Annotated in this window: 19 protein-coding genes; 12 read left to right on the top strand and 7 right to left on the bottom strand. The window is 42.8% G+C overall.

The features are described 5' to 3' along the window. Positions 1–100: 100 nt before the first annotated feature. Positions 101–904: a DUF4097 family beta strand repeat-containing protein gene (locus AAEY94_RS01895; protein WP_101086058.1), complete on the top strand. Its 804-nt coding sequence runs from the start codon at positions 101–103 to the stop codon at positions 902–904. Positions 905–1078: 174 nt separating this feature from the next. Continuing rightward, complete coding sequence (locus AAEY94_RS01890; protein WP_350976865.1) at positions 1079–1867, top strand: ribonuclease H1 domain-containing protein; 789 nt, start codon at positions 1079–1081, stop codon at positions 1865–1867. A 94-nt stretch (positions 1868–1961) separates the two neighbouring features. Here the strand turns inward: AAEY94_RS01890 and AAEY94_RS01885 are convergent, their stop codons facing one another. Continuing rightward, positions 1962–2411, bottom strand: a complete 450-nt coding sequence (locus AAEY94_RS01885) for a GNAT family N-acetyltransferase (protein ID WP_192115495.1) — start codon at positions 2409–2411, stop codon at positions 1962–1964. Between the two features lie 531 nt (positions 2412–2942). Between AAEY94_RS01885 and mdh the strand changes: the two genes are divergently transcribed. From mdh to AAEY94_RS01865, 4 genes are all read left to right on the top strand, one after another. After that, positions 2943–3878, top strand: a complete 936-nt coding sequence (gene mdh, locus AAEY94_RS01880) for a malate dehydrogenase (RefSeq protein ID WP_011638612.1) — start codon at positions 2943–2945, stop codon at positions 3876–3878. A 297-nt stretch (positions 3879–4175) separates the two neighbouring features. Next, positions 4176–5138, top strand: coding sequence for an extracellular catalytic domain type 1 short-chain-length polyhydroxyalkanoate depolymerase (locus AAEY94_RS01875; protein WP_350976860.1), 963 nt, complete (start codon positions 4176–4178; stop codon positions 5136–5138). 218 nt (positions 5139–5356) lie between these two features. Continuing rightward, positions 5357–7636: a TonB-dependent receptor gene (locus AAEY94_RS01870; protein WP_101086055.1), complete on the top strand. Its 2280-nt coding sequence runs from the start codon at positions 5357–5359 to the stop codon at positions 7634–7636. Between the two features lie 116 nt (positions 7637–7752). Continuing rightward, positions 7753–8430 (top strand): response regulator transcription factor, encoded by a 678-nt coding sequence (locus AAEY94_RS01865; RefSeq protein WP_162024274.1) that lies wholly within the window; start codon positions 7753–7755, stop codon positions 8428–8430. 155 nt (positions 8431–8585) lie between these two features. Here the strand turns inward: AAEY94_RS01865 and AAEY94_RS01860 are convergent, their stop codons facing one another. Next, entirely contained in the window at positions 8586–12092 is a 3507-nt protein-coding gene (locus tag AAEY94_RS01860; RefSeq protein WP_350976857.1) for a hybrid sensor histidine kinase/response regulator, read from the bottom strand. Between the two features lie 168 nt (positions 12093–12260). Between AAEY94_RS01860 and AAEY94_RS01855 the strand changes: the two genes are divergently transcribed. After that, the gene (locus AAEY94_RS01855) at positions 12261–13433 is read left to right on the top strand and encodes an MFS transporter (RefSeq protein WP_350976855.1); all 1173 of its coding nucleotides are present in this window, start codon (positions 12261–12263) and stop codon (positions 13431–13433) included. Then, positions 13433–14365, top strand: coding sequence for an alpha/beta hydrolase (locus tag AAEY94_RS01850; RefSeq protein WP_192115498.1), 933 nt, complete (start codon positions 13433–13435; stop codon positions 14363–14365). The genes AAEY94_RS01855 and AAEY94_RS01850 overlap by 1 nt, the downstream gene beginning before the upstream one ends. 114 nt (positions 14366–14479) lie before the next feature. Here the strand turns inward: AAEY94_RS01850 and AAEY94_RS01845 are convergent, their stop codons facing one another. The 3 genes from AAEY94_RS01845 to AAEY94_RS01835 form a co-directional block, all read right to left on the bottom strand. Further along, positions 14480–15280, bottom strand: coding sequence for a 3-hydroxybutyrate dehydrogenase (locus AAEY94_RS01845; RefSeq protein WP_162022340.1), 801 nt, complete (start codon positions 15278–15280; stop codon positions 14480–14482). Positions 15281–15587: 307 nt separating this feature from the next. Next, positions 15588–16421, bottom strand: a complete 834-nt coding sequence (locus AAEY94_RS01840; RefSeq protein ID WP_162022341.1) for an SDR family NAD(P)-dependent oxidoreductase — start codon at positions 16419–16421, stop codon at positions 15588–15590. Between the two features lie 11 nt (positions 16422–16432). Then, positions 16433–16822 (bottom strand): thiol-disulfide oxidoreductase DCC family protein, encoded by a 390-nt coding sequence (locus tag AAEY94_RS01835; RefSeq protein WP_101086048.1) that lies wholly within the window; start codon positions 16820–16822, stop codon positions 16433–16435. Between the two features lie 179 nt (positions 16823–17001). Here AAEY94_RS01835 and folX point away from each other — a divergent pair, with 179 nt between their 5' ends. The 4 genes from folX (at position 17002) to AAEY94_RS01815 (ending at position 20466) form a co-directional block, all read left to right on the top strand. Then, positions 17002–17364, top strand: a complete 363-nt coding sequence (gene folX / locus AAEY94_RS01830; protein WP_101086047.1) for a dihydroneopterin triphosphate 2'-epimerase — start codon at positions 17002–17004, stop codon at positions 17362–17364. A 21-nt stretch (positions 17365–17385) separates the two neighbouring features. Further along, a complete protein-coding gene (folE, locus tag AAEY94_RS01825; protein ID WP_101086046.1) occupies positions 17386–18054 on the top strand; it encodes a GTP cyclohydrolase I FolE in 669 nt (222 codons plus the stop codon). 246 nt (positions 18055–18300) lie between these two features. Next, entirely contained in the window at positions 18301–19029 is a 729-nt protein-coding gene (folM, locus tag AAEY94_RS01820) for a dihydromonapterin reductase (RefSeq protein WP_101086045.1), read from the top strand. Between the two features lie 144 nt (positions 19030–19173). Further along, complete coding sequence (locus AAEY94_RS01815) at positions 19174–20466, top strand: O-acetylhomoserine aminocarboxypropyltransferase/cysteine synthase family protein (RefSeq protein WP_101086314.1); 1293 nt, start codon at positions 19174–19176, stop codon at positions 20464–20466. 478 nt (positions 20467–20944) lie between these two features. Here the strand turns inward: AAEY94_RS01815 and AAEY94_RS01810 are convergent, their stop codons facing one another. Next, positions 20945–21640: a 5-formyltetrahydrofolate cyclo-ligase gene (locus AAEY94_RS01810; protein WP_350976847.1), complete on the bottom strand. Its 696-nt coding sequence runs from the start codon at positions 21638–21640 to the stop codon at positions 20945–20947. Between the two features lie 161 nt (positions 21641–21801). Beyond that, the gene (locus AAEY94_RS01805; protein WP_101086043.1) at positions 21802–23694 is read right to left on the bottom strand and encodes a hypothetical protein; all 1893 of its coding nucleotides are present in this window, start codon (positions 23692–23694) and stop codon (positions 21802–21804) included. Positions 23695–23711: the final 17 nt, after the last annotated feature.

Here is a 23711-nt window from a genome sequence, read left to right as displayed (position 1 = left end):
TTAATTGCCGCTAACGCGCACTAACCACAGTTTACTCATATTAAGAGTATTTGTTTGGCGGCCTAAGCTTATTGTTATCCTCATAAAGGGAATTAATCTTATGTCTATTCGTATCGCAACCATTAGTGTCACAGTCGGGCTTATTCTGGGCGCCACCCTATTTGGTGCTTCGCAAAGTGAAGCAGAGTCAGTATTTTCGTCATCATCAGAGCAAAACCATACAAATCTTAACTTAGTACAGCAGCAATTGAATCTTGATGCTGGATCATTAACTGAGTTAGTCGCTAATACTGGCGCCGGCAAGTTAACGATTGTCGGCGTTGAAGGCCTAAAAGAAGTCACCGTACATGCTGATATCTACACCCAGTCATTGGATCAAGATGACATCGAAATTAAGCTCAGCTTGACCCGAAAAGGTGATAAGGGCTATTTATTATCAGAAATACACAGTGACCAATATTTCGGTGAGTCGCCTTATATTGATTTATTGGTAGAAGTGCCAACTGTGCTCGCATTGAATATTAAAGACGGTTCCGGGCCCATCCAAATAGATGATGTCAGTGCGGATATTGAGTTAATAGATGGTTCTGGCAGTATTGTGATGAACCACATTGGCAAATTGGTTTTAGTTGATGGCTCAGGCTCTATTAATATTTCCGAGGCGAAAGGCGCGATTGAGTTGCAAGATGGCTCGGGATCTATTCGCATTAACCATGTTATTGGTGATGTGAGTATTGAAGATGGTTCGGGTTCAATCAAGGTTAATCAAGTCTCCGGATTAGTTAAGATAAATGATGGTTCCGGTGGCATTGATGTGGCTAACACCAAAGGTTTGACCATTGTTAATTCGGGTTCTGGTAGTGTCGATTATCAAAATATCGATGGCCCACTAACCCTAGACTGATGCTCTGCCACATTAAGCTCAGGTAAATCAAACTTAAGCTTATTTGGTCAAGATGTTCAAGTTAACTGCAACTACTGCACGCAACACGCTTTTTTGTTTCAAAGCCAAGTTTAATCATGGCATGATGCAAGCACGTTATTAGTGAAGTTAGCATTGTTGAAGTAAGAGTTAATCATGGCAAAGAAGTTTTACGTAGTATGGGCCGGTCGAGAAACGGGCATTTTTACCAGCTGGGATGTGACCAAGCGTTCAGTTGATAAATATCCGCAAGCCAAGTACAAATCCTTTGCTACAGAAGCAGAAGCCAAAGCTGCATTTGCTAAATCTCCTGCAAGCAGCATAGGCAAAAGTGTGCCAGTAAAAGCGGCAGGTCGTTCATCGACAAAGGCTGCAGGGGCTGGAACATCAACCAAAACTCTTAGCGCTAATCAAGCTGTGTTAAGCCAATTTGATGTGGTTATTTACACCGACGGTGGTTGCGAACCCAACCCAGGTAAAGCGGGTTCAGGGATGGCAATATACCGCAAAGGCGAGTTAGCCGAATTATGGTTTGGTTTGTTTAATCCTAATGGCACCAATAATACTGCCGAGCTCAATGCGCTGCACCAAGCATTAATTGTGGCTAAAAAGGTCCTAGACGCGGGTGAAACGGTGCAAATCATGAGTGACTCACAGTATTCGATTAAATGTGTTTGTGAGTGGGCATATGGTTGGAAAGCCAAAAGCTGGACCCGAAAAACCGGTGAAATCGCCAATCTGGAGATCATCAAGCAAGCACATGAGCTATATGATGCAATGAAAGCCGATTTAGTACTTCAGCATGTCGCTGCCCATATTGGTATTGAAGGTAACGAGTTGGCAGACAGAATGTCGATTCATGCGATTGATCAACAGCACAAAGGGTTTAGTCAATTTACTGCGCCACTGGATATCAGTAAAATTCTCGCGTTGCGAACAGGCTAGTTATTGTCGCAATCTCTGTTGAACGCATTAAATTCTTTAAACGATAAACACAAAAGAGCCGGAGTTTTCCGGCTTTTGCATGTGTGACTTACGATTACTTAGTATTTTCTTCGTACATTAAATAATGGCTTTGCTCCATCCCTAATGATTCATAGGTTTTTTGGGCAATTTTATTGTCATGTTCAACATACAAACGGAAACTGGCGGTGCCACCGTTTTCTGCTGCTAAGTCTTTTACCGCTTGATAAAGCTTGCCGTAAATACCCTGACGACGATTCTGTGGACGTATATAGACGCTTTGGATCCAATAATAATTACTTGCGCGCCAGTCACTCCACTCATAGGTGACCATTAACGATCCGGTAATTTCGCCGTCAACTTCGGCGACTAAATATACCCCACGTTCAGGATGGGTAAGCAGTCCTTCAACACCGCGAGTCAATTGCTCAGTGTCTAATGATAGGTTTTCGGTTTCCATTGCCATGGCTTGGTTAAACTGAACTAGGGCGTGCAGGTCGGCATGTTGGCCTATTCTTATTGTCATGTTTTTCTCGTTTTTATAGGATGATCTGCAGCCATCATAACGCGACACTCAATAAAAGTATTGGCTTGTTGCGTCAGAAAATGTGTACGAAATGAGTTAAGGCTCCAATATTTATGGCTTTAAACAGGATGACAGACCTAGTTCGATAACGGTAAAACTCATCAATACAAAATCAACATTTTAATGCCTAAAACAAACATATCGATATTGCTTAACCCGCTTGATAGGGTGATTACAACTTGACAATAAAACAGCTGAGTTATATTTGTTCAATATAAAAACTCTCAAATGTTGGTTTTTTTCGGTATAACGAAGATGAAAAATAATCATATTATCGATGTTTTTTGCCGTATTTTTACACGGATTCATGCTGCTAAGACTCGGCGTTACGCCAGTCTGTGCGTGGATCAGGGCTTACTTATTTACGGTCCTCCACTAACGTATAATTGAAATTATTGTGACGATGCAGTAATGTGACGCCACGACGATTTAGATCTATGTCACAAACTGCATAAATTGATGGAGATAATTATGAAAGTTGCTGTATTGGGTGCTGCTGGTGGTATTGGCCAGGCTCTAGCTTTACTGTTAAAAACTCAACTGCCTGCGGGCTCAAAGTTGTCTCTATATGACATCGCTCCTGTTACTCCTGGTGTTGCGGTTGACTTAAGTCACATCCCAACAGACGTAGAAGTAAAAGGTTTTGCTGGTCAAGATCCTACAGATGCATTAGTTGGCGCAGACGTAGTGTTAATGTCTGCAGGTGTTGCGCGTAAGCCTGGTATGGATCGTTCAGATCTATTCAACATCAACGCGGGTATCGTGCGTAACCTAATGGAAAAAGTGGCTGTAACTTGCCCTAAAGCATTAGTGGGTATTATTACTAACCCAGTTAACACGACTGTAGCGATTGCTGCTGAAGTATTAAAAAATGCCGGTGTTTATGACAAAAACCGTTTATTCGGTATCACAACACTTGACGTTATCCGTAGCGAAACCTTCATCGCTGAGCTTAAAGGCTTAAACGTTGCTGATGTTAAAGTTAATGTGATCGGCGGACACAGCGGTGTGACTATTCTTCCACTACTTTCTCAAGTTGAAGGTGTTACTTTCACTGATGAAGAAGTAGCAGCAATGACAACTCGCATTCAAAATGCGGGTACTGAAGTTGTTGAAGCTAAAGCCGGTGGCGGTAGCGCAACATTATCAATGGGCCAGGCAGCATGTCGCTTTGGTTTATCATTGGTACGTGGTCTACAAGGCGAAGCTAACGTTGTTGAATGTGCCTATGTTGACGGCGGCAGTGAGCACGCTACATTCTTCGCACAGCCAATCCTACTTGGCAAAAACGGCGTAGAAAAAGTATTACCTTACGGTGAAATCAGCGCATTCGAAGCTAACGCTCGCGATGCAATGTTAGACACCCTTAAAGGTGACATCAAATTAGGCGTTGAATTTGTTAAGTAATTAACAGGTCGATGGTCTAAAAAAACGCGAAGCCAAGGCTTCGCGTTTTTTTTGGTTTAAAATGCCTAGCATCTAGCATCTAGCATCTAGCATCTAGCATCTAGCATCTAGCATCTCGGTTTATTCCTATTCCATTATTCACATTGTCTACACCCACAATTCTTCATTGCTACAGGCTCATCATCTAATCTTTCATCGCCTTACCGACATTAGTTTTCCATGTGGATCTAAAGTGCCATTGCTGTTTGGAGCAAAATTCTGCAAGTTACTAATATGTTAAATTTGGAAACCGCTGAAATGAGAAATAAAAAATACAGCTTAACCATGCCGCTGCTTTTACTGGGTTGGATTTTTTCGATGCTACCGGCTCAAGCAACCGATACGCCTTATATCCCACTCACCGATTTTGGTGATAATCCTGGTGCGCTGACAAGCTTTTATCTTCCTGTGACGCAAGGCTCAAATGCTTCTCCTGCTGGGGATTTATCTTTGGTGGTGTTACTGCATGGTTGTATTCAAGACGGTGTCGAATTGGCTAACAAAAGTGGCCTAACGTCATTGGCGTTAGAGCATCATTTTGCGGTTTTAGTGCCACAACAAAGCTATGACAATAACGTAAAGGGTTGTTTCAACTGGTTTGCAAGTCAAGATACGCAGATAGACAATGGTGAAATGTTATCGATAAAAAACATGATAGTAACTACTCAAGAAAAACTAGCTGCCAAGCATGTTTATATCATCGGGTTATCTGCTGGTGGCGCCATGGCGAGTGCGGCAATCGTCAATTATCCAAATCTATTTCAAAGCGGTGCGATCATCGCTGGCTTGCCATATCCCTGTGCCGATAATTTGATCAAAGCCATCTCTTGTATGAAGCAAGGACCAGCGCTATCGGTTGAAGAATTAGCTCAATTTGCCAAAGCAATACACCCTCAACAAACTCGTTGGCCTTCGTTGAGTATCTGGACGGGTGACAGCGACAATGTGGTCAATGCTAACAATGCGCAAATGCTCGCATCTCAATGGCAAGTGTTAACTCAATCTAACGCTAAGCCAACGGTGTCAAATGAATCTGGATACAGTATTTCACGCTGGAAAGATGCTCAAAATAACGCGTCAATCGAACTCGTTACTATTAACGATTTTGGTCACGGCATTGCCGTCAATCCAGACATAAAACATGGAGGTGAAGAAAGTGACTATCTGCTTAGGGCACCCATAAGCAGTGTGACTGAAGTGATTAAGCTTTGGGGGCTTTAATCAAGGTTAAATTTATAACATTCTGTTTTTGTTATTAATTAATCGTTTGTTTTTTTAATATCTAGACCAAAACACATACTACTATAGTACCGATTCAATGTTGTTAAAAATGCTATACAGTCAATATGTGAACAGATAGTAATAAATCAAAATCAGTCGTAAACCAGAATTAGTAGTAAGTAAAACCATTAATAATAAATATTACAACGGGGATCTGTATGAAACAGAATACTATTAAAATGAGCTGTATTGCCTTAGCCATTTCGTCAGTGTTAAGCGCGCAATATGCCGTTGCCGCAGAAGAACAAAATAACAGCGGCGACAAACAACCTGTGTTAGAGCGCATTGAAGTGACAGCACGCAAAACAGTTGAAAGCTTGCAAAATGTACCTGTGGCAGTGACATCGGTCAGTGCTACCGAGTTGGCAGAAAACGGCATCAGCGTGATGACTGAAATTCAGCAGTTTTCGCCCAATACCACATTACAATCTAGCCGAGGCACTAACTCTACGCTTACCGCTTTTATTCGTGGTGTGGGTCAAGAAGATCCACTTTGGGGCTACGAGCCTGGGGTTGGCATTTACATTGATGACGTCTATATTGCGCGTCCGCAAGGTGCAGTGTTAGACATTCTTGATGTACAACGTATTGAGGTACTTCGGGGGCCACAAGGCACGTTGTACGGCAAAAATACCATTGGTGGCGCAATTAAGTATGTTACCAAAAAGATGTCTGGCGATAGTGAATTAAGTCTTAAAGGTACCGTCGGCAGTTATGGCCAAAAAGATGTCAAAGTGGCAGGGCAGTTACCTATTGTTGATGACAAGCTCTATGTCGGTTTTGCCTTTGCGAGTTTAAACCGTGACGGTTTTGGTGAATTTAAAACCTCGGCATTAGATGGCCAAGATACCGAAAACTATAATAAAGATGTAATGGCGGGTCGCTTAAGCGTTGAATACACACCTAACGACGATCTGTTTATGCGTTTTACGTATGATAAAACCCAGGATGACTCCAACTCAAAAGGCGGCTATCGCCTACTTCCTAGCTTATTAACTGATGCACCAGTACCTGATAGCAAATATGATTCTTACACCAGTATGCCTACATGGAACAAAGTAGAAACAGAAGGGTGGAGCGCGACGGTCGAATATAACCTCAATGAAAACTGGAGCGTAAAGTCGGTCACAGCCAAGCGTGAAGGCGAGTCACTAACCAACATCGACTTTGATAATACCAGCTTACGTATTTTCGACGTGCCAGCTATCTACGAAGATGAGCAATTTAGCCAAGAGTTTCAGGTGAACTATGTTGGTGACAATCTCAACTTAGTGTCGGGGATTTACTATTTTGACGGTGATTCTTGTGGTGTTTTCGATGCTATTTTAGAAGAAGCCTTTAAAGCATATGGTGGGCTAACTCGTGAGGTGAGTGGTTGTAATAATAGCGAAAGCTACGCTGCTTATGTGCAAGGTTCATACGACTTTACTGAAAAGCTATCGATGACATTAGGCGGCCGTTACACCCGCGAATCAAAAGAAGCCACGGTTTATAATGGCGTGATATTCGATAGTATTTATCCTGAAACGGGCTGGTATCCTGGATTTGTGCGCGATGACGCGTTAATTGAATCTCAAATACCTAAAGTGCTCGATGATGAAGAAACATGGTCTAAATTCAATCCGCGAGTCGGTTTAGAATACCAAGTGAGTGATGACATGATGGTGTTTACCAGCTACTCACAAGGCTTCAAATCGGGTACGTTTAATCCACGAGCAACAGGTGCTGAACCCGCGGTTGATCCAGAAACGGTTAATTCATATGAAATTGGTATGAAGAGCGAATGGAACGATAATCTTCGCGTCAATGCCACGCTATTTTACCTCGATCATAAAGACAGGCAGTTTGTCACGGTGTTACCAGGAGAGGACAGTTCAGACCTTAATCAGCGTTTAGGAAACATCGGTAAGTCTACAGCGACAGGCCTAGAGCTTGAAGTTGAATACGCTGCGACGGATTCACTTAACTTATTTGCTAATCTTGGCTTAATTGACGCCACTTTTGACGAGGTGATTTCATATGACGAGCTGGGTAATAAAATTGATATTAGCGACACTTATACCATTACCAATACCCCAGATACCACTGCAAACCTAGGGTTTAGTTACAGCATTGAAGCTGATGTAGGCAGCTTTATCATTAATGGTAATTACTACTACCGCAGCGATTATGACTTAGCGGTAGTGGACAATCTATTGAGTCAAGATGGATACGGATTGCTGAATTTTGGTGTGAATTGGTATAGCAATGATGGCCATTGGAATGCTGGATTACATTGGAAAAACGTCACTGATGAAGAGTATTTAGTGGGTAACTACGCCTTTGTCACGCCAACAGGCAATGGCGATTTTACGCCAGGGCTAGGCGGCGATAACACCTTAATTGGATATTATGGCGACCCAGAGACCATTTCATTAACCGTTGGCTATGTCTTCTAAAACCTTGTTTAATTGATGTAGATAAGGATAGCCGGTCTCTTTAGAACCGGTTATTCTTTTTATTGCTTATAAAGAGTGAACCATAACAATATCAACGCAATGTTAGGGAGCCAATGATGTCTCAAATTAAAGTGGCGATTGCAGATGACCATCCACTATTTCGTGCCGCGTTAACCCAAGCCGTGCTTAAAAGTGTTAACAATGCACAAGTGCTAGAGGCGGAAAACTTCCAGGAGTTAATCGCTATTGTGGAGCAGCACTCAGATATTGAGCTTATCTTTATTGATTTGCATATGCCGGGAAACGATGGTTTTACTGGACTGACGTTATTGCAAAATCACTTCCCCGATATCGTGGTTATCATGGTGTCATCAGACGACCAGCCGGAGATTATCCGTAAGGCGATCAATTTTGGCGCCAGTGCTTTCATTCCAAAATCAGCCAATCTAACCCAAATATCGACGGCGATTGATACTGTGCTTGAAGGAGGTGTTTGGCTTCCAGAGCACACCAATATCAGTGCCGATCAACACACCGCCGCAGAACATCAACGTTTAGCAAAGCAATTAGCTCAACTCACACCGCAGCAGTACACTGTGCTGGCCAATATTGCCAATGGTAGGCTCAACAAACAAATAGCGTATGATTTAAACATTAAAGAAACCACAGTAAAAAAACATGTCTCAGCGATTTTACTCAAACTCGAAATCAATAATCGCACGCAAGCTGGGCTGGTGTTTCAACAATTAATGATTACTTCAACTGAAAACCAGCAGGTGGATGTACAAGCATAAATCGATTGCCCTAACGAACGGTTATTGTCGCAATGAATAGTTATCGCCATTGATTGCGGTTACTGATCGAGAATAAGAATAGCGATAAAAAGAGTTAACCCAAATGCCTCCATGTGAGGCATTTTTTGTGGTCATTAATCTATTGAAAATATTAGTTATTCAGGCGTCAGTTGTTTAATGATCCGCTTTAAGGCTATTGCCTTAAGTGGTTTACGCACAAAGCTAAATTGAGCACTGCTGGTGTGTTGCCTAACGGCTTCCGAAGGGTCCGCAGAGCAGATAACACAGGTGGGTTGGTTACGGCTTATCGTCAGGTGATTGGCTAATAAATACTGTACTAAGTCCACACCATTTTTATCATCTTCTAAGTGATAGTCAGCAATAATCAGTTTGGGTTGTGGGTTATTGGCCAATTGCTGTATGGCACTGGGTTGGTCTTTAGCGGTAATGACATTACATCCCCAATCGCTGAGTAATGTAGAGATCGCTTTTAGCATCAGGTCGTCATTGTCGATCACCATTACAGTGATATTAGCGCTGTCACTGCTTATGTCATCTTCGGCTGTTTCAATCACTTTAAGCGGCTTTTTCTGCTGTAATACTCGGGGTATTTCAACACTAAAACACGTCCCTTTGCCTACTTCAGAATGCAGCGATATGTTGATATCCAACAACTTGGAAATTCGTTCACATATCGCCAAACCTAGCCCTAATCCCGGAATTTCACGAGTGAGCTCTAAGCGTTCAAATTCACAAAAAATGGCTTGCTGTTTATCCAGCGGAATACCTGGGCCATTGTCCCAAACTTGGATTAATAAAGCGTGCTCAAGTCGCCTGACGCCTAATAACACTTTAGGGACAAACTCAGTATTGTTAGTTTGCCCGTTTACTTTATTGTCAGGCCTAGAGGTTTGGGATATTACTTGCTGATTGCGTTTGCCTGAAGGGGAATAATGAAACGCATTAGACAAAAAGTTCTGAATAATACGCCGCAGTAGCCTTTGGTCGCTTTCTACAAAACAAGAAGAGACTTGGTAATTAAAATCAATACCTTGTTGAACCGATAACGCTTTAAATTCATTAACTAACGTTGACAGTAAATCATCAATCGCAAATTGGCTTGTTTCAGTTTTTAGCGAGTTACTGTCTAAGCGAGATATCTCAACCAGATCTGATAGTAAGCTTTCCACCACGTTTAAGGAGTCTTCAATATTGGTTGCCAAGTCATACAGTTCCGTTGATTTAACCCTTTGCTTCAACATTTCAGTGAATAAGGTTAAGGCATTAAACGGTTGCATTAAGTCATGGCTGGCCGCGGCCAAAAAGCGGGTTTTACTGCTATTAGCAGCTTCCGCTTCAGCTTTGGCTTTTTCAAGTTCCTGAGTGCGGCTTTCAACCCGTTTTTCGAGTGTTTCATTGGCCAGTTGTAAGGCTTTTTCTGCTTCAATGTGGGCAGTAATATCAGCAAAAGTACTCACAAAGCCGCCGCCTGGCATGGCTTGGCCGCGAATCTCCAGTACTTTTCCATCTAACATCGTGCGTTGGAAATGATGAGGGCTACCACTGCGCATATGAGCTAAGCGCTTTTCAACTAGCTGGTGAGCCTCGTCACCGACAATAATACCTCTGTCGATATTAAATCTAATCAGCTGTTCAATTTGCAGTCCTGCTTTGACGTAATCTTTAGGGTAATCAAGCAGTTCAATATAGCGTTGATTCCAAGCTACTAAGCGCATATCGGCATCGACAACACTGATGCCTTGCTCAATATTCTCCACGCCAGATTGCAGCAGTTCTCGGTTAAATTCAAAGATTTGGCTGGCTTCATCGACAATGCTAACTACATCTTCTAGTGGCACCTGCTGGCTGCGTGATGCCGCATTCATCACCATTCGGGTAGAGGCTGAACCGAGTACGCCAGACAGTTTTAAGCGAGTATAATCAACAAGCAGTTGTTGCTGGTTTTTGCCTGCGAGTTTTTTTGACTCTGCAATAAGAGCATCGGCTTCATCTTTGTTGATAAAACGATTTAATAAACTGGCTAAATCTTCTATAGATAAGTGCCGTTCTAGTTGCACATGTTTTCTATTTACAAATAAATCAGCTTGTAAAACCTCGCCAACGCTTTGCTCTTTAAGCAGAGATATCATCACAAAGCAACCAATGTTAGCCACTAAACTGTAAAATACGCCGTGGCTAATATTGTCCAAACCGGTTAAGCCAAACAAGGCTGTCGGCGTTAGCCATGTGATATCAAATAAGCCAAATTTAACCCAATGAGCATCGGGAAAGGTAACCGGTAACAGTAAGGTATAAAGCCAGACAACACTGCCCATTATTAGCCCCACAAACGCGCCTTGAGTGGTGGCACTTCGCCAATATAAGGCGCCTACTGCGGCGGGGGCAAATTGAGATAACAGTACAAATGACAGCAAGCCAATACTGGCTAGATGATTTTGCTGATCGATAAAACGTTCAAAGGCGAAAGCTGACAAAAGAATGACTGCGATTGAGAATCTGCGTAAATTTAATAAAATGCCGGATAATTGCGGGGTTTGCTGAGAACCAAATTTCGGTAATCGTAATAGCAATGGCGTTAACACTTCTGTCGAAATCATCGTGCTTAGTACAATAGCTGCCACAATCACCATTGCGGTTGCGGCAGCCAGTCCACCGACATAAACCAATATTCCTAACCATGCTTGTTGATAAAAAAGCGGTAATGTCAGCACATAGGTATCTGCACCAACACTGCCACCCGGGAAGCTAAGCTGTCCGGCTAATGCAATCGGCAACACAAAAATATTAATTAATAGCAGGTATAACGGCACCATCCAACGTGCTGATTTGAGCTCTTTGTCATGATTGTTTTCAATCATCATCATGTGAAATTCTTGCGGCAAAGCGTAGATAGTAATCGCACCCAAAATAACCTGAGAAACCACAAGGTAAGTCGAGTCTGATTGGCTGGTTTGTTTAATATGTTGACCTTGGCTGAGCAAGTCACCAAAGCCATCGAATATAAAGAAGGTGGCAAAAATACCCACGGCGGTCAGGGCAAATAACTTAACGATAGAGCTAAACGCAATGGCCAGCACTAAGCCTTGATTATGTTTACTGGCAGACAGCTGGCGGGTGCCGAATAAAATACTAAAGATAATTAATACAATCGTTACCACAAATGCGGTGCTAATACCGGACTGAAACGTACCGGTTAGTAAATCAAAGCTGGTACTAATCGCTCTTAGCTGCAATGCGATATAAGGAATGGTGCCAAGTAGTGACACGATGGCAACGCTGGCAGCAATTTTAGGCGAACGGTCAAAACGGCACGCAATAAAGTCGGCAATAGAGGTCAAGTTTTGGCTTTTAATTATTTGCAGCGTGCGCATTAGCATAGGCCAAGCAAGCACCAAACAAATGATCGAACCAATATAAATGGGGGCCAGCCATGCGCCAGTTGTTGCTGCTTGTCCAACGGTGCCATAAAACGCCCATGATGTGCAGCATACCCCTAACGACAGGCTATAGACCCACGGCTTTTGGGTTAATTTTTTTATGGAACGATTTTGCCCCCACTGTGCAACCACAAACAGCATTGCAAGATAAGCAATCGAAATTGAACTAATTAACCAAGTATCAATAGATAACCAAGCCTGCAAGTTATTCCCCAATTATTTTTATTGTTTATCCTTGCGAAACTACACTAGACGCCCTGTTTGATAAAGATTTTTAACGATGCGGTGCACTAAGGTAGTACTTATTTATCCATACCCATCAGATAACATGATTTAACTCCATTAGTGTCATTTAAGGTTCCGATAACGCCTATGAAAATAACCCATAGATATTTGGTCGAAGGTTTAGTCTTTACGAGTTATGTGCTTTTTGCCATGGCATGGGTTGGCGGCACTGCCAGCATGAACAACATTATGGCATCGATGCACATTGAGAGTTTAGCGTCGGCAAGTTTTATCAGTGGTGCAGTCACGCTCGCTAAAATAGTCGGTACGTTTAGTGCTGCATATGTGGCGGTAAAGTTTGGAATAAAGTACGCCTTTTTGTTAGCCGCGTTATTAATTGTTGTCGGGATAGTAACGCCTTTAGCGACGAGTTATGAGTTACTGCTGGTGAGCCGATTTTTAATGGGCTTGGGCGGAGCCTTTATGATTGTGTACTTTAACCCTATTGTGATGCTGTGGTTTGCACCTGAAGACCGTCCGGTAGTTAATGGTTTGAATGCGGTAGCATTTAACGTAGGCACAGCGATTATTTTATGGGGCATGACCAGTATTAATTCACTTACAGGCAGCTGGCAAAATAGCTTGGTGTTGTTTTCAGGCGCGAGCTTGATACTGGCCATTGTGTGGTTACTGGTTAAGTTTGATGCTCCACAATCTGCAAATAATGCCTCTGGGGTTGAGCCTGCCATTTACGGTTATCTTGAGGGCTTAAAAGATAAATTTAATTGGGCTTATGCTTTTACTTATTCTGGGCTGCTTTCGTTTTATATTTGTCTATTCACTTTCTATCCTCAAGCGGGCATAAGCCAAAGCAAATGGGTGATTGGTTTTGGTATTGTCGGTACGATTGCGGGAATGTTGTATAGCCGCAAAAATCCGTTACGTCTTCCTATTCTTCGCTTAAGTGGTTTGATTATTTTTATTACCGTTTTAGGCTTATCTTTTAGTACCGAGCCTTGGCTGCAAATAACATGCGCTATCATATTGGGCTTTTTTATCTTTTTCCCTGTGACTGCATTAGTGTCTATTCCTCACGAACTCCCTGACATGACGGGGCAAAAAATCACTGTGGTGTTTAGCCTGTTTTGGTCAATCAGCTATCTGGTTTCGACTATTGTGTTGTGGGTGTTTGGTAAATTGGTTGATTTAAACGATGGCAGTTATGTCAGTTCATTTGTGATGATCACGATACTCAGCGGCACCGTGTTTGTTGGCAGCTATTTTCTACCTGAAACAGGAAAACCAAAGGAGTTAACCTAATGCGAGGAACCGTTTCCCCAAAACTCACTGATTTTCTGGCGTTAGCCAACAGCAATATCGCCTTGGCTAAACAGAATAATGTCCAATTTACACCGACAATTTTGCGCCAAAATCTAGATAAACTCGGTGCGTTAATGAGTGATTCGCCAGCGATGAGCTACATTGCAGATAAAATGCTAAGGTTACCCGACCGTACTATTCCCGTTAGGATTTATAGCCCTGCGCCAGATAAACCTTTGCCAGTGTTATTGCATTTTCATGGTGGTGGGCACATGTGTGGCAGTGTGGTGCTTTACGATCCTATTTGTCGTCACCTTGCTAGCGTAGCGCAGTGTGTAGTGATATCTGTCGAATACCGGCTCGCGCCTGAATATCCATATCCTGCAGGGATTGATGACTGCGAACAGGTATTAATACGTTACGCTGAGTTACTGGGTGATGTTAACCATCAACACAATGTCACTATTATTGGTGACAGTGCTGGTGGCGCCATTTGCACCAGTTTAAGCATGAAAAGTTTGACCGATAAGCGGATTAACATTGACCAACAAATTCTTATTTACCCGAGTGTCGATTACACCTTAAACAGCCCATCATTAGACAGTAATGGCACTGGGTTCTTACTCGAAACCACTCGTATAAAGTGGTATTTCGAGCAGTACTTTCAATCTACCGATGTAGATGTCATTAAACAGGCTTCACCTTTGTTTGGGGCTATGTCTGTTAAATTGCCTAAAACCCTTATTTTTACTGCAGGCTGCGATCCGCTTCGGGATGAGGGCATAGCCTATGCGAAGGCCTTAACTGCTGCTGGTGTTGATGTTGAACATCATTCGTTCGACGGCATGATCCACGCCTATATGTTGCTGCACGATGTAGTGAAAGATGAATGCATGGCAACCTATCAACACATTGCTAAATTCATGGCCTAGTTTGTCATCATTAATTGAAGCCTTGCCTGTTAGGCATTAAAAAGCCCTTATCGATGTGAATAAGGGCTAACATTGAATATAACGCTACCATTTTATAGAACAATAACGCCAAGCTTATTGCGCTGTCCACGCACCATCCATTGGTAAAGCTGCACCGGTAATGCCTCTTGCTGCACCACCGCAAAGAAACAATACAAACTCACCGATTTGTCTTGGTGCTAGCATTTCTGGTAAGGGTTGTTTTGCGGTAACCAGTTGATATTTAGCGTCTTCATAACTCAAGTTTTTATCGCTTGCTATGCTGTCAATTTGTTTGCCGATAAGCGGCGTATCCACCCATCCAGGGCAAATCGCGTTGACGGTAATTCCTTGTTCAGCGCATTCAATCGCGACCACCTTGGTTAAGCCAATAATTCCATGTTTTGCTGCACAATAGGCTACCTTATTGGCCGAGGCGACTAAGCCATGTACTGAGGCAATATTGATAATTCGTCCCCACTTTTTTTCAGCCATTGCAGGCACGACTTGTTGAATCGTATGGAAAGCGGAAGACAAGTTAATCGCAATGATGTCATTCCACTTTTCGACCGGAAAGTTTGCCACATCTTGGGTGTGCTGAATCCCAGCATTGTTAACCAAAATATCAATACTGCCTAATGCACTCATCGCACTGTCCATAAACGCATGTATGCAGTTAGCGTCTCTCAAGTCTGCATTGCTAAAAAAGGTCTTTATTTGGTATTGGGTTGCAAACTCAGCCGCTAAAGTCTGCCCTTCATCTTGTGCCATTAAGCCATGCAATACGATATGACAACCTTGTTCGGCAAGTACATGCGCGGTCGCCAGGCCAATGCCGCTAGTGGAGCCGGTAATAAGTGCCACTTTCCCTTTGAGTCCAGTTTGTAACGTCGACATAGTATCGGTTCCCTTAATTCAATAGCGGCAATGACAAGGTATGCCATCAACCTATGTGTCATGTTTCATTGCGAGATCATGTCTAGTGCATATTCTCACTAACATCTGATTTAGTACTTTCAGAATAAAGCAATTACAGCACTATTTAATTGGCACCTTAGTACCATAAGAACAGGGAAATAGTTGTCGATACATTGAAGGGGAGTCGATGGTTTATTAAACAACATCGACAGGGTCATCAACAGGGTCTACATTTTTTGATTATTGAGTTCTTGGTCAAAAAATTCTTAGTGAATAGGCGGGAACATTACCAACTAATCTCTTTGCCTTGCCAATCTAAGTAACTGGCTTGGCCGTTGGGCTCAATATCGGCCATGATGTTATACAGCTGGCTGGCAACAAATTCTGGGGTAAAAAGCTTGCCTGCAGGCACATTAGCCTGAAAAGGTTTTGATAATGGTGTGTCAGTAGTGCCAGGATGAAACGCGATGAGTTTGACTCGTTTAAGCCGCCTTGCATATTCCACTGCAGTGGTTTTAATCAGCATGTTTAACGCGGCTTTTGAAGCGCGATAGCCATACCAGCCGCCTAAACGGTTATCTGAAATACTGCCAACTCGGGCACTCAATAAACTGATCACACACTTTGGGCTGTCTATCTTATGAGGTTGCTGTAGCAGTAACTCGGTTAAGGCGCTTAACCACAACATCGGCACAATACTGTTAGCGTAAAACAGCTGCTGTAAGGCATCACTGTTAATGTCTTCAATGCGTTTTTCAGGCATTAAATGAGTTTTGTCTGTGGTTTCATTATCTGTGCGTTCATTAGTCGTTTTAGAGTGCAAAATACCATTACAGATGATGATTTTTTTAATGGTGCCAACCATCGATGACATGTCCGCAATACAACGAGAAATTGAGGCTTGTTGATAATCGCAGCTAACATGATGGTGAGTGACATTATTGGCCAGGGCAGGCAGTGTCATTACAGGCAGTGTCAGTGAAGATTGACGGCTCACGGAGATAATGGTTAACGCTAAATCTGGCTCTTTTTCCGCGATGGCTTGGCTAATAAAAGCTTGTGCTATAAGCGATGAAGCGCCAATCACAATAATGGTTTCTGTTGTCGTTGAATCGCTCATGCTGTTTACCCTTACTTTATTTTACAGTTACCGTTATCACAGCGTTTTTGACCTGTAAGCAAATAAGATATACGGTAGCGATTACGGGCGAAGGCCAAATACGCAAGGTCAGCAACAGGTTTAATCAGCGGTAACCGTAATAATTTTATCCAACCATGCTTACCAGTTAAGCCCCATGCTTTGGCTGTTACATCTAAACCATATAGCCAGCTGCCATCAGCTTGTAACCCATGAAGCACGGTATTGGCTTTTAATACATCTAAATCAGGGAAACGCAGATTAATATCATCGGCGTTAATGTCTTCAAGGCCGATGCGGTTTAAACGGTCATATCGCTTTAATTGCTTCATTTCATTGAGGCACAGCGGGCAAGTGCCATCGTAAAAAATAGTCAGTTCCATCATTTACCTCATTTATGTTATTGCTTGCTTGAACACCTATACTGACTATTGTACGCCTCAAACATCAAGCCAGATTACATTTGTTTCCATGATCGAGATTACACACAAATTACCGAGGTTTATGATCTTTCTATTTCACTTCGGCGTATATATCCAAAACAATTCACAAGGGCTCAATAATGCCATTAAGCCAAGCCATTATTAAGGTCACCAATTTACGCTTACGGACGTTTATTGGATTTAACCAAGACGAACGCGAAAAGCAGCAAGACGTGGTGATCAATATCGAGATCCATTATCCAGCCGATCGATCGTTTCAAACCGACGACGTTGCTGATGCGCTAAACTACAAAGTGATCACCAAAAAAGTGATCCAGCATGTAGAAGAAGGCCGTTTTTTATTACTGGAAAAATTGGTTGCCGACGTATTAGATATTTGTCGGGAGCACCCAACTGTTACCCTGGCCAGAGTCACTATTGATAAGCCCCATGCACTGCGCTTCGCCGATTCAGTATCGTTATCTTTAGAGTATCAAGCCTAACCACTATTTAAGGATGTTATTATGACGACCATTAATGACATAACGCGCGCAGAGTTGTCTGCAGAAGCATTAAAAGTACAACAAGCATTGGTTGCTCATGGCCTTGAAACGCCATTAGTGCCAAATGATATGACCAGCGAGCAAAAATATCAGCGTATCAAAGGCTTAATGACCGAAGTTGTGTCAACCTTAGGGCTGGATTTAACCGACGACAGCTTAGCTGAAACACCGCACCGCATTGCCAAAATGTACGTTAATGAGATTTTCTCGGGCCTCGATTATGCTAATTTCCCAAAAATCACTCAAATCGATAATAAGATGGGTGTCGAAGAGATGGTAAAAATTAGCAATATCAGTGTGGTGAGTACTTGCGAACATCACTTTATTACCATCGATGGTTTCGCCAAAGTGGCTTATATTCCCAAAGATAACATTATCGGCTTATCGAAAATTAACCGAATCGTGCGATTTTTTGCCCAGCGCCCACAAGTACAAGAGCGCTTAACTCAGCAGATTCTAGTGGCGCTGCAAACGTTATTGGCGACCGATGATGTCGCTGTGAGCATTAACGCCACCCATTACTGCGTAAAATCTCGTGGCATTATGGATACCTCATCAAGCACGCAAACCACAGCACTTGGTGGTTGCTTTAAGGCCAATCCCGCTAGCCGAGCAGAGTTTCTAGCATAGCTTTTAGCGTAATGTTCAGACATATAACCAGCTAGCATAACGTTTAGACATAACCAGCCTGAACTCGGAATCGCTTGCGCCACAGCATGCCTTTTAAAAATGACTTCACATAATGAAGTCATTTTTTATCACCCATTACACTATCGATTGTCATTATTACGCGCTAGGATGGTTTATTCTTAGATAACCATCTAATTTAATTATGATAAAGGCTCAATGTATCAGAGCTAAAATTAAGAGAGCATTATGGAACGTACAATACTGATCACTGGCGTAGGTAAACGCATAGGTTATGCACTGGCCAAATATTATTTGGCACAAGGTCATCATGTCATTGGCACTTATCGTACTCATTATGACAGCATTGAACAGCTCGGTAAGTTGGGCGCGAGTTTACATTCATGCGACTTAACCGATGCGGCATCTATTGATGGATTAATTACTCACATCAATGAGCATCATGATCGCCTCGATACCATTATTCATAATGCGTCAGACTGGTTACCCGACAACAACGGCTTAAGCCCGAGCGAGACTATGACGCGAATGATGCAAATTCACGTATCAGCGCCGTATCAAATCAATCTTGCCTTGGCGCCATTACTGATTAGCGCAGCTAAAACCAATGACGACAGCATAGGTGCCAGCAACATTATTCACATGACAGATTACGTCGCCGAAAAGGGCAGTAAAAAGCACATCGCCTATGCCGCCAGTAAAGCAGCACTGCATAACATGACACTGTCATTTGCTAGCTTGTTAGCACCGCATGTTAAAGTAAACGCCATTGCTCCCGCGATGATTTTATTTAACCAAGATGACGATGATGCCTATAAAGTCAAAGCATTGGCTAAAGCCATATTGCCTAAAGAAGCCGGTAATGCAGAAATCATTTCCTTAGTCGATTATTTGCAGGCCAGCCATTATGTTACCGGCCGCAGCTATGCTGTTGATGGCGGCAGACATTTAAAATAATCCATAAAACGCCAAGCGCTAATGTGCGGGGCAATGTTGACGTCAATTTGTTATAGACTTCTAGATGGCTAATTGGTAGTGTGGATATTAATCAGTATCCACACTCGCTATTATCGAAAGGAAGTCACTATGTCTGCAGAAAACATGAAGCTGGAATCATTGGCGCTACATTATGGCTACGAGTCTGAAGCCACCACCAAAGCCGCCGCGGTGCCGATATACCAAACCACCTCATATACCTTCGATGATACCCAGCACGGTGCCGACCTGTTCGATTTAAAAGTGGCTGGCAACATATACACCCGCATAATGAATCCTACTACTAGCGTGTTAGAGCAACGCTTAGCCGCGATTGAAGGCGGCATCGGTGCGCTTGCAGTGGCATCAGGCATGGCCGCCATTACTTATGCTATCCAAGCGTTAACACAAGTGGGCGACAACATTGTCAGCACTAGCCAGTTGTACGGCGGCACGTATAACTTATTTGCCCATACACTGCCACGCCAAGGCGTTGAAGTCCGTATGGCGGCGTTTGATGACTTTGATGGTCTCGATGCATTAATTGACGACAACACCAAAGCCCTATTTTGCGAATCGATTGGTAACCCAGCCGGTAATATTGTCGACTTACAACGTTTGGCCGATATTGCTCACAAATACGGGGTGCCACTTATTGTAGATAACACTGTAGCGACGCCAGTATTGTGCCGCGCATTTGATCATGGTGCCGACATTGTTATTCATTCGCTCACTAAATACATTGGCGGCCACGGCACAACCATTGGCGGGGTGATTATTGACTCGGGTAAATTTGACTGGGTCGCCAACAAAAAACGTTTTGCGATACTAAATGAACCAGATCCGTCTTATCACGGTGTGGTGTATACCGACGCCTTTGGTCCAGCCGCTTATATTGGCCGATGCCGCGTAGTGCCACTGCGTAATACTGGCGCAGCCTTGTCACCACACAGTTCATTTTTGTTACTTCAAGGCTTAGAAACCTTAAGTTTACGCATGGAACGTCACTGCAGTAATGCGCTTACGCTAGCCGAATATCTCCAGCAACACCCTAATATTAGCTGGGTTAATTACGCAGCACTACCAGACAGTCCGCATCATGCAACTTGTCAAAAAATCACTGGTGGTAAAGCCTCTGGTATTATTAGTTTTGGCATTAAAGCTGCTAATGCCGAAGCGGGTAAAGTAGCTGGTGGTAAGTTTATTGATGCGCTGCAAATGGTGCTACGTTTGGTCAATATTGGTGACGCTAAATCGTTAGCTTGTCATCCCGCCAGTACTACCCATCGCCAGTTAGACAGTGCCGAATTAGCCAAAGCCGGAGTATCAGAAGATTTAGTGCGTATTTCTGTGGGTATTGAGCACATAGACGACATCATTGCTGATGTCAGCCAAGCATTAGAGAAAGCAATTGTGTAAGCCCATTTTTAGTCTAATCAGTTAACTAAAAAGCCCCATCAATAGCGTTTATTGATGGGGCTTTTTCCATTCTGTTATGTTTGATTTTTACCTTCTACAAAGTCTAGTTGGTATGTAAGAGGAATCAGCAGTATCAACGTGTCTCCGTCCAAAGTGTCCGAAATAGCGTGATGAAAATGCCGTAGTGACATCATGGCCTTTATCACACATCCCTGTGTTTCAAGGCATGTAGACTCCTGTCTTGCAGATATGTAACAGGCTCGGGGGTACATGGTCGTTTTTTGATATCCATGTCATCACGAGATTCGTCAGTCCATTCACATCAGATGTACCATCTGAGTCGTTAGGTGATTTTTATTATGCTATGAGGATGAACACTTTGCCGGAGCTGCCGGGGTGATCCAAGATGGGGAAGCCGTTTTCCCCTTCTTGGTCTGGTGTGGGCGAAGCGCCACGACCTTAATAGTATTAAGCTATTTTAAATAGCCAATCGTCTCGTTGGGGTAATAATCACTGGTAAAGGAATATCCCAAAAATCAGTAGGCACTTGGCTGACTTGCTGACAGTCGTGGGCAAAGCCTACGGCTAACGGCTTTTTATCGACCACTTGTGCCAAGGTGCGGTCATAATATCCGCCGCCCATGCCCATGCGATTGCCGTGTTCATCAAAGGCAACTAGCGGAGTAATGATCATATCTAGCTTATCAACGGTAATGACATGCTGCACATTAAGCTGTGGCTCGCTAATACCATATTGATTATTAACCATCACCGAGTCGCGATCGTAGCGCACAAACAACAAATTGCCCTTACTAAACGGATGAATACGCGGCAAATAGAGATTAATGTCGACATCCCATAACGCTTCAATCAGTTTTTGAGTAGCAAGTTCACCATCGTGAGTGACATACAAGGCAACATGCTGAGCCGACTGTGCCTGAATTTCAGCTAACATATGACGGCTGGCAATTAAGGCTAATTGATTTTGTTCTTCAGCGCTGAGGCTATTACGTTCTTGTCTTACATGGCGACGAATATTATCGCGACTCATGTCGACACTTTCAAATACGGGGTCTTCGAGTTCGGTTGGCGTGGCAAAATAGCTGATGCGTGCCGAAGAGGTTGACGTAACAGGACGATTGTCCTTGTTAGCCATAAAACGCGTGATACTCATATATTAGGAGTACTCCATCACTTACAAATTAAAAACACCAAAACACAGTATGAAAGTAGATTATCGCTTTCTGAGTCGATATGAAAGCACAGGTTAATCTTCTGCTAATGTTGCTACAAAATTTAGCCTCTGCTCTGCATATCGAACCTAAATACGTAACACTATTTATCCATATTCATTGATTTTAGTAGCACTGGGCTATCGTAATCCGCCACCATTGTTTTTGCTTTTAACCAAAAACGTCTACGGGTTAAAAAATAAGTAAAGCTAATCGATAACAAGCCCCACTCAAAGACATTGTGCTTCATAAAATCCAAGGCCGATGTTAATAGCTTCGTCACCTCACGGGCATAATGAGCATGATCTACCACAAAACCATACGTTGGATTTATCACGTAAAGCCCATATTGAATGGCGCAGTAAATACCCAGCCCAGCCAATAAACCAAACAGTTTTCCATACCATCTTTTAGGTTTTTTCACCCCAAAAATAAGTAAGTAAACACCGACTAATAGCGAGCCACTCACTAAGGTGCTAGCGATGGTGGGTGAGTGTCTAAGTAGCTCTAACGTATTGTAATAAGATGAAAGGCCGATGTGTGGTAATAATAGTGTGATGCTAATCGCCAATAACCAGATTTTGGTTTTACCGATATTTTTCCAATACCACTTCTTTACGCTCTTATAGCTTAACCACAGCAGTCCAAAGACAAACGCATAATTCACATAAGCGGGGAGTCCAAATAAACCAAATTTCATCATCAATAATGCCATTATCCATTCTGGCACTTGTGTCACACTCATGCGGTGACCCGTTTCAGCGGCAAATAAAGGAAATAACAGCGCGATCAACATCCCTAACGTGAAGAACAAATAAGTGTACTTCACTAAGCTTAAAAACATGTTTGGGGCAATGCCCTTAACGCTCTGCTTTTTTAACGTAGTGACTAAGTGTTGATAGTTAGAGATAACAGCATCGTTAATCTCATTTGATACCCAATTTTCTGTTAATAACGCAATTTGAGTATTGGTGGTGTTCGCTTCAATAATGTCTTTTATGGCAGGTGTTGCTAATACATCTTTGTCGGTTTCTTGGTCATTGCCTGTCAATTTCTGCGCCACAAACCATACTGCAGGATCGTAAACACCACCGGCATTATGGGTAGTGTCATTCTTACCTGCAAAACACATTGTTGTATCGACTTTATCTACCGTCGCGGTAAATTGTAACGTCGGCAGTTTAGCGGTAAAAGCATAAATAAAAGTACAACCATCAAGGGTACCCTCAACGTCAACTTCAGTTATCTCGGTCAAATGATAAACTAAGTCTAAACCATTATTTTTAACGAATTCAGAGGTCCACTCGTGATAGTCGTTACTATTATAAGCCCATTTAGTGCTACGTTTGGCATCACCATCAATGGTGTAACTGTAATAGAGATAACCACCACCATTACAAGTATTACAGGTTACAGAACCTGAGCCGCTGCAGGTATTACAGGTTTTTTTACCACTTCCCCAGCAGGATGTGCATGATTCTGTCGTGTAAACCGTGCGATTATTATGGCTGTCGTAACGCGACACACTAATGCGGCCGCTGCCACTACAACCGGTACAAGAATTCTTGCCAGAGCCATGGCAATTAGAACAGCTTTGTGACCCCGAACCACTGCAGTTGTAACACACTTTGCTGCCTACATAGGTTTCTGGTGCAGATTTTAAGTCTCTATTTCGTATCAAAAAATTGCTAGAAATATCAGGCCCAAGAATGTTTAAAAAGCGATCGTTAAATAACGAGTTTTGTCCGCTAGCATACTCTTTTGCTTTGTCGTGGGCGTAATCCCTCGCATTCGATGCACTACCAGATTTAATGCCATTCGGACAATAGGCGCCATGTTCGTGTTGACTCACCCCAACTTCAATCGTCCACCCAAAAGTAAACTTAAGTTGAGGCAGTTTTGTTTGTTCGTTGCTTAATATTACTGGTACGTCTACACCAGTTAGATCTTTACCGTTGCTGCGGATAAATCGTTGGAATTGTTCTAATTTACTCACGTAATACTTCCTATAAA

Source organism: Shewanella sp. AC34-MNA-CIBAN-0136, assembly GCF_040309945.1.
Taxonomy (GTDB): Bacteria; Pseudomonadota; Gammaproteobacteria; order Enterobacterales; family Shewanellaceae; genus Shewanella.
This window is presented reverse-complemented; position numbering and strand designations above follow the sequence as displayed.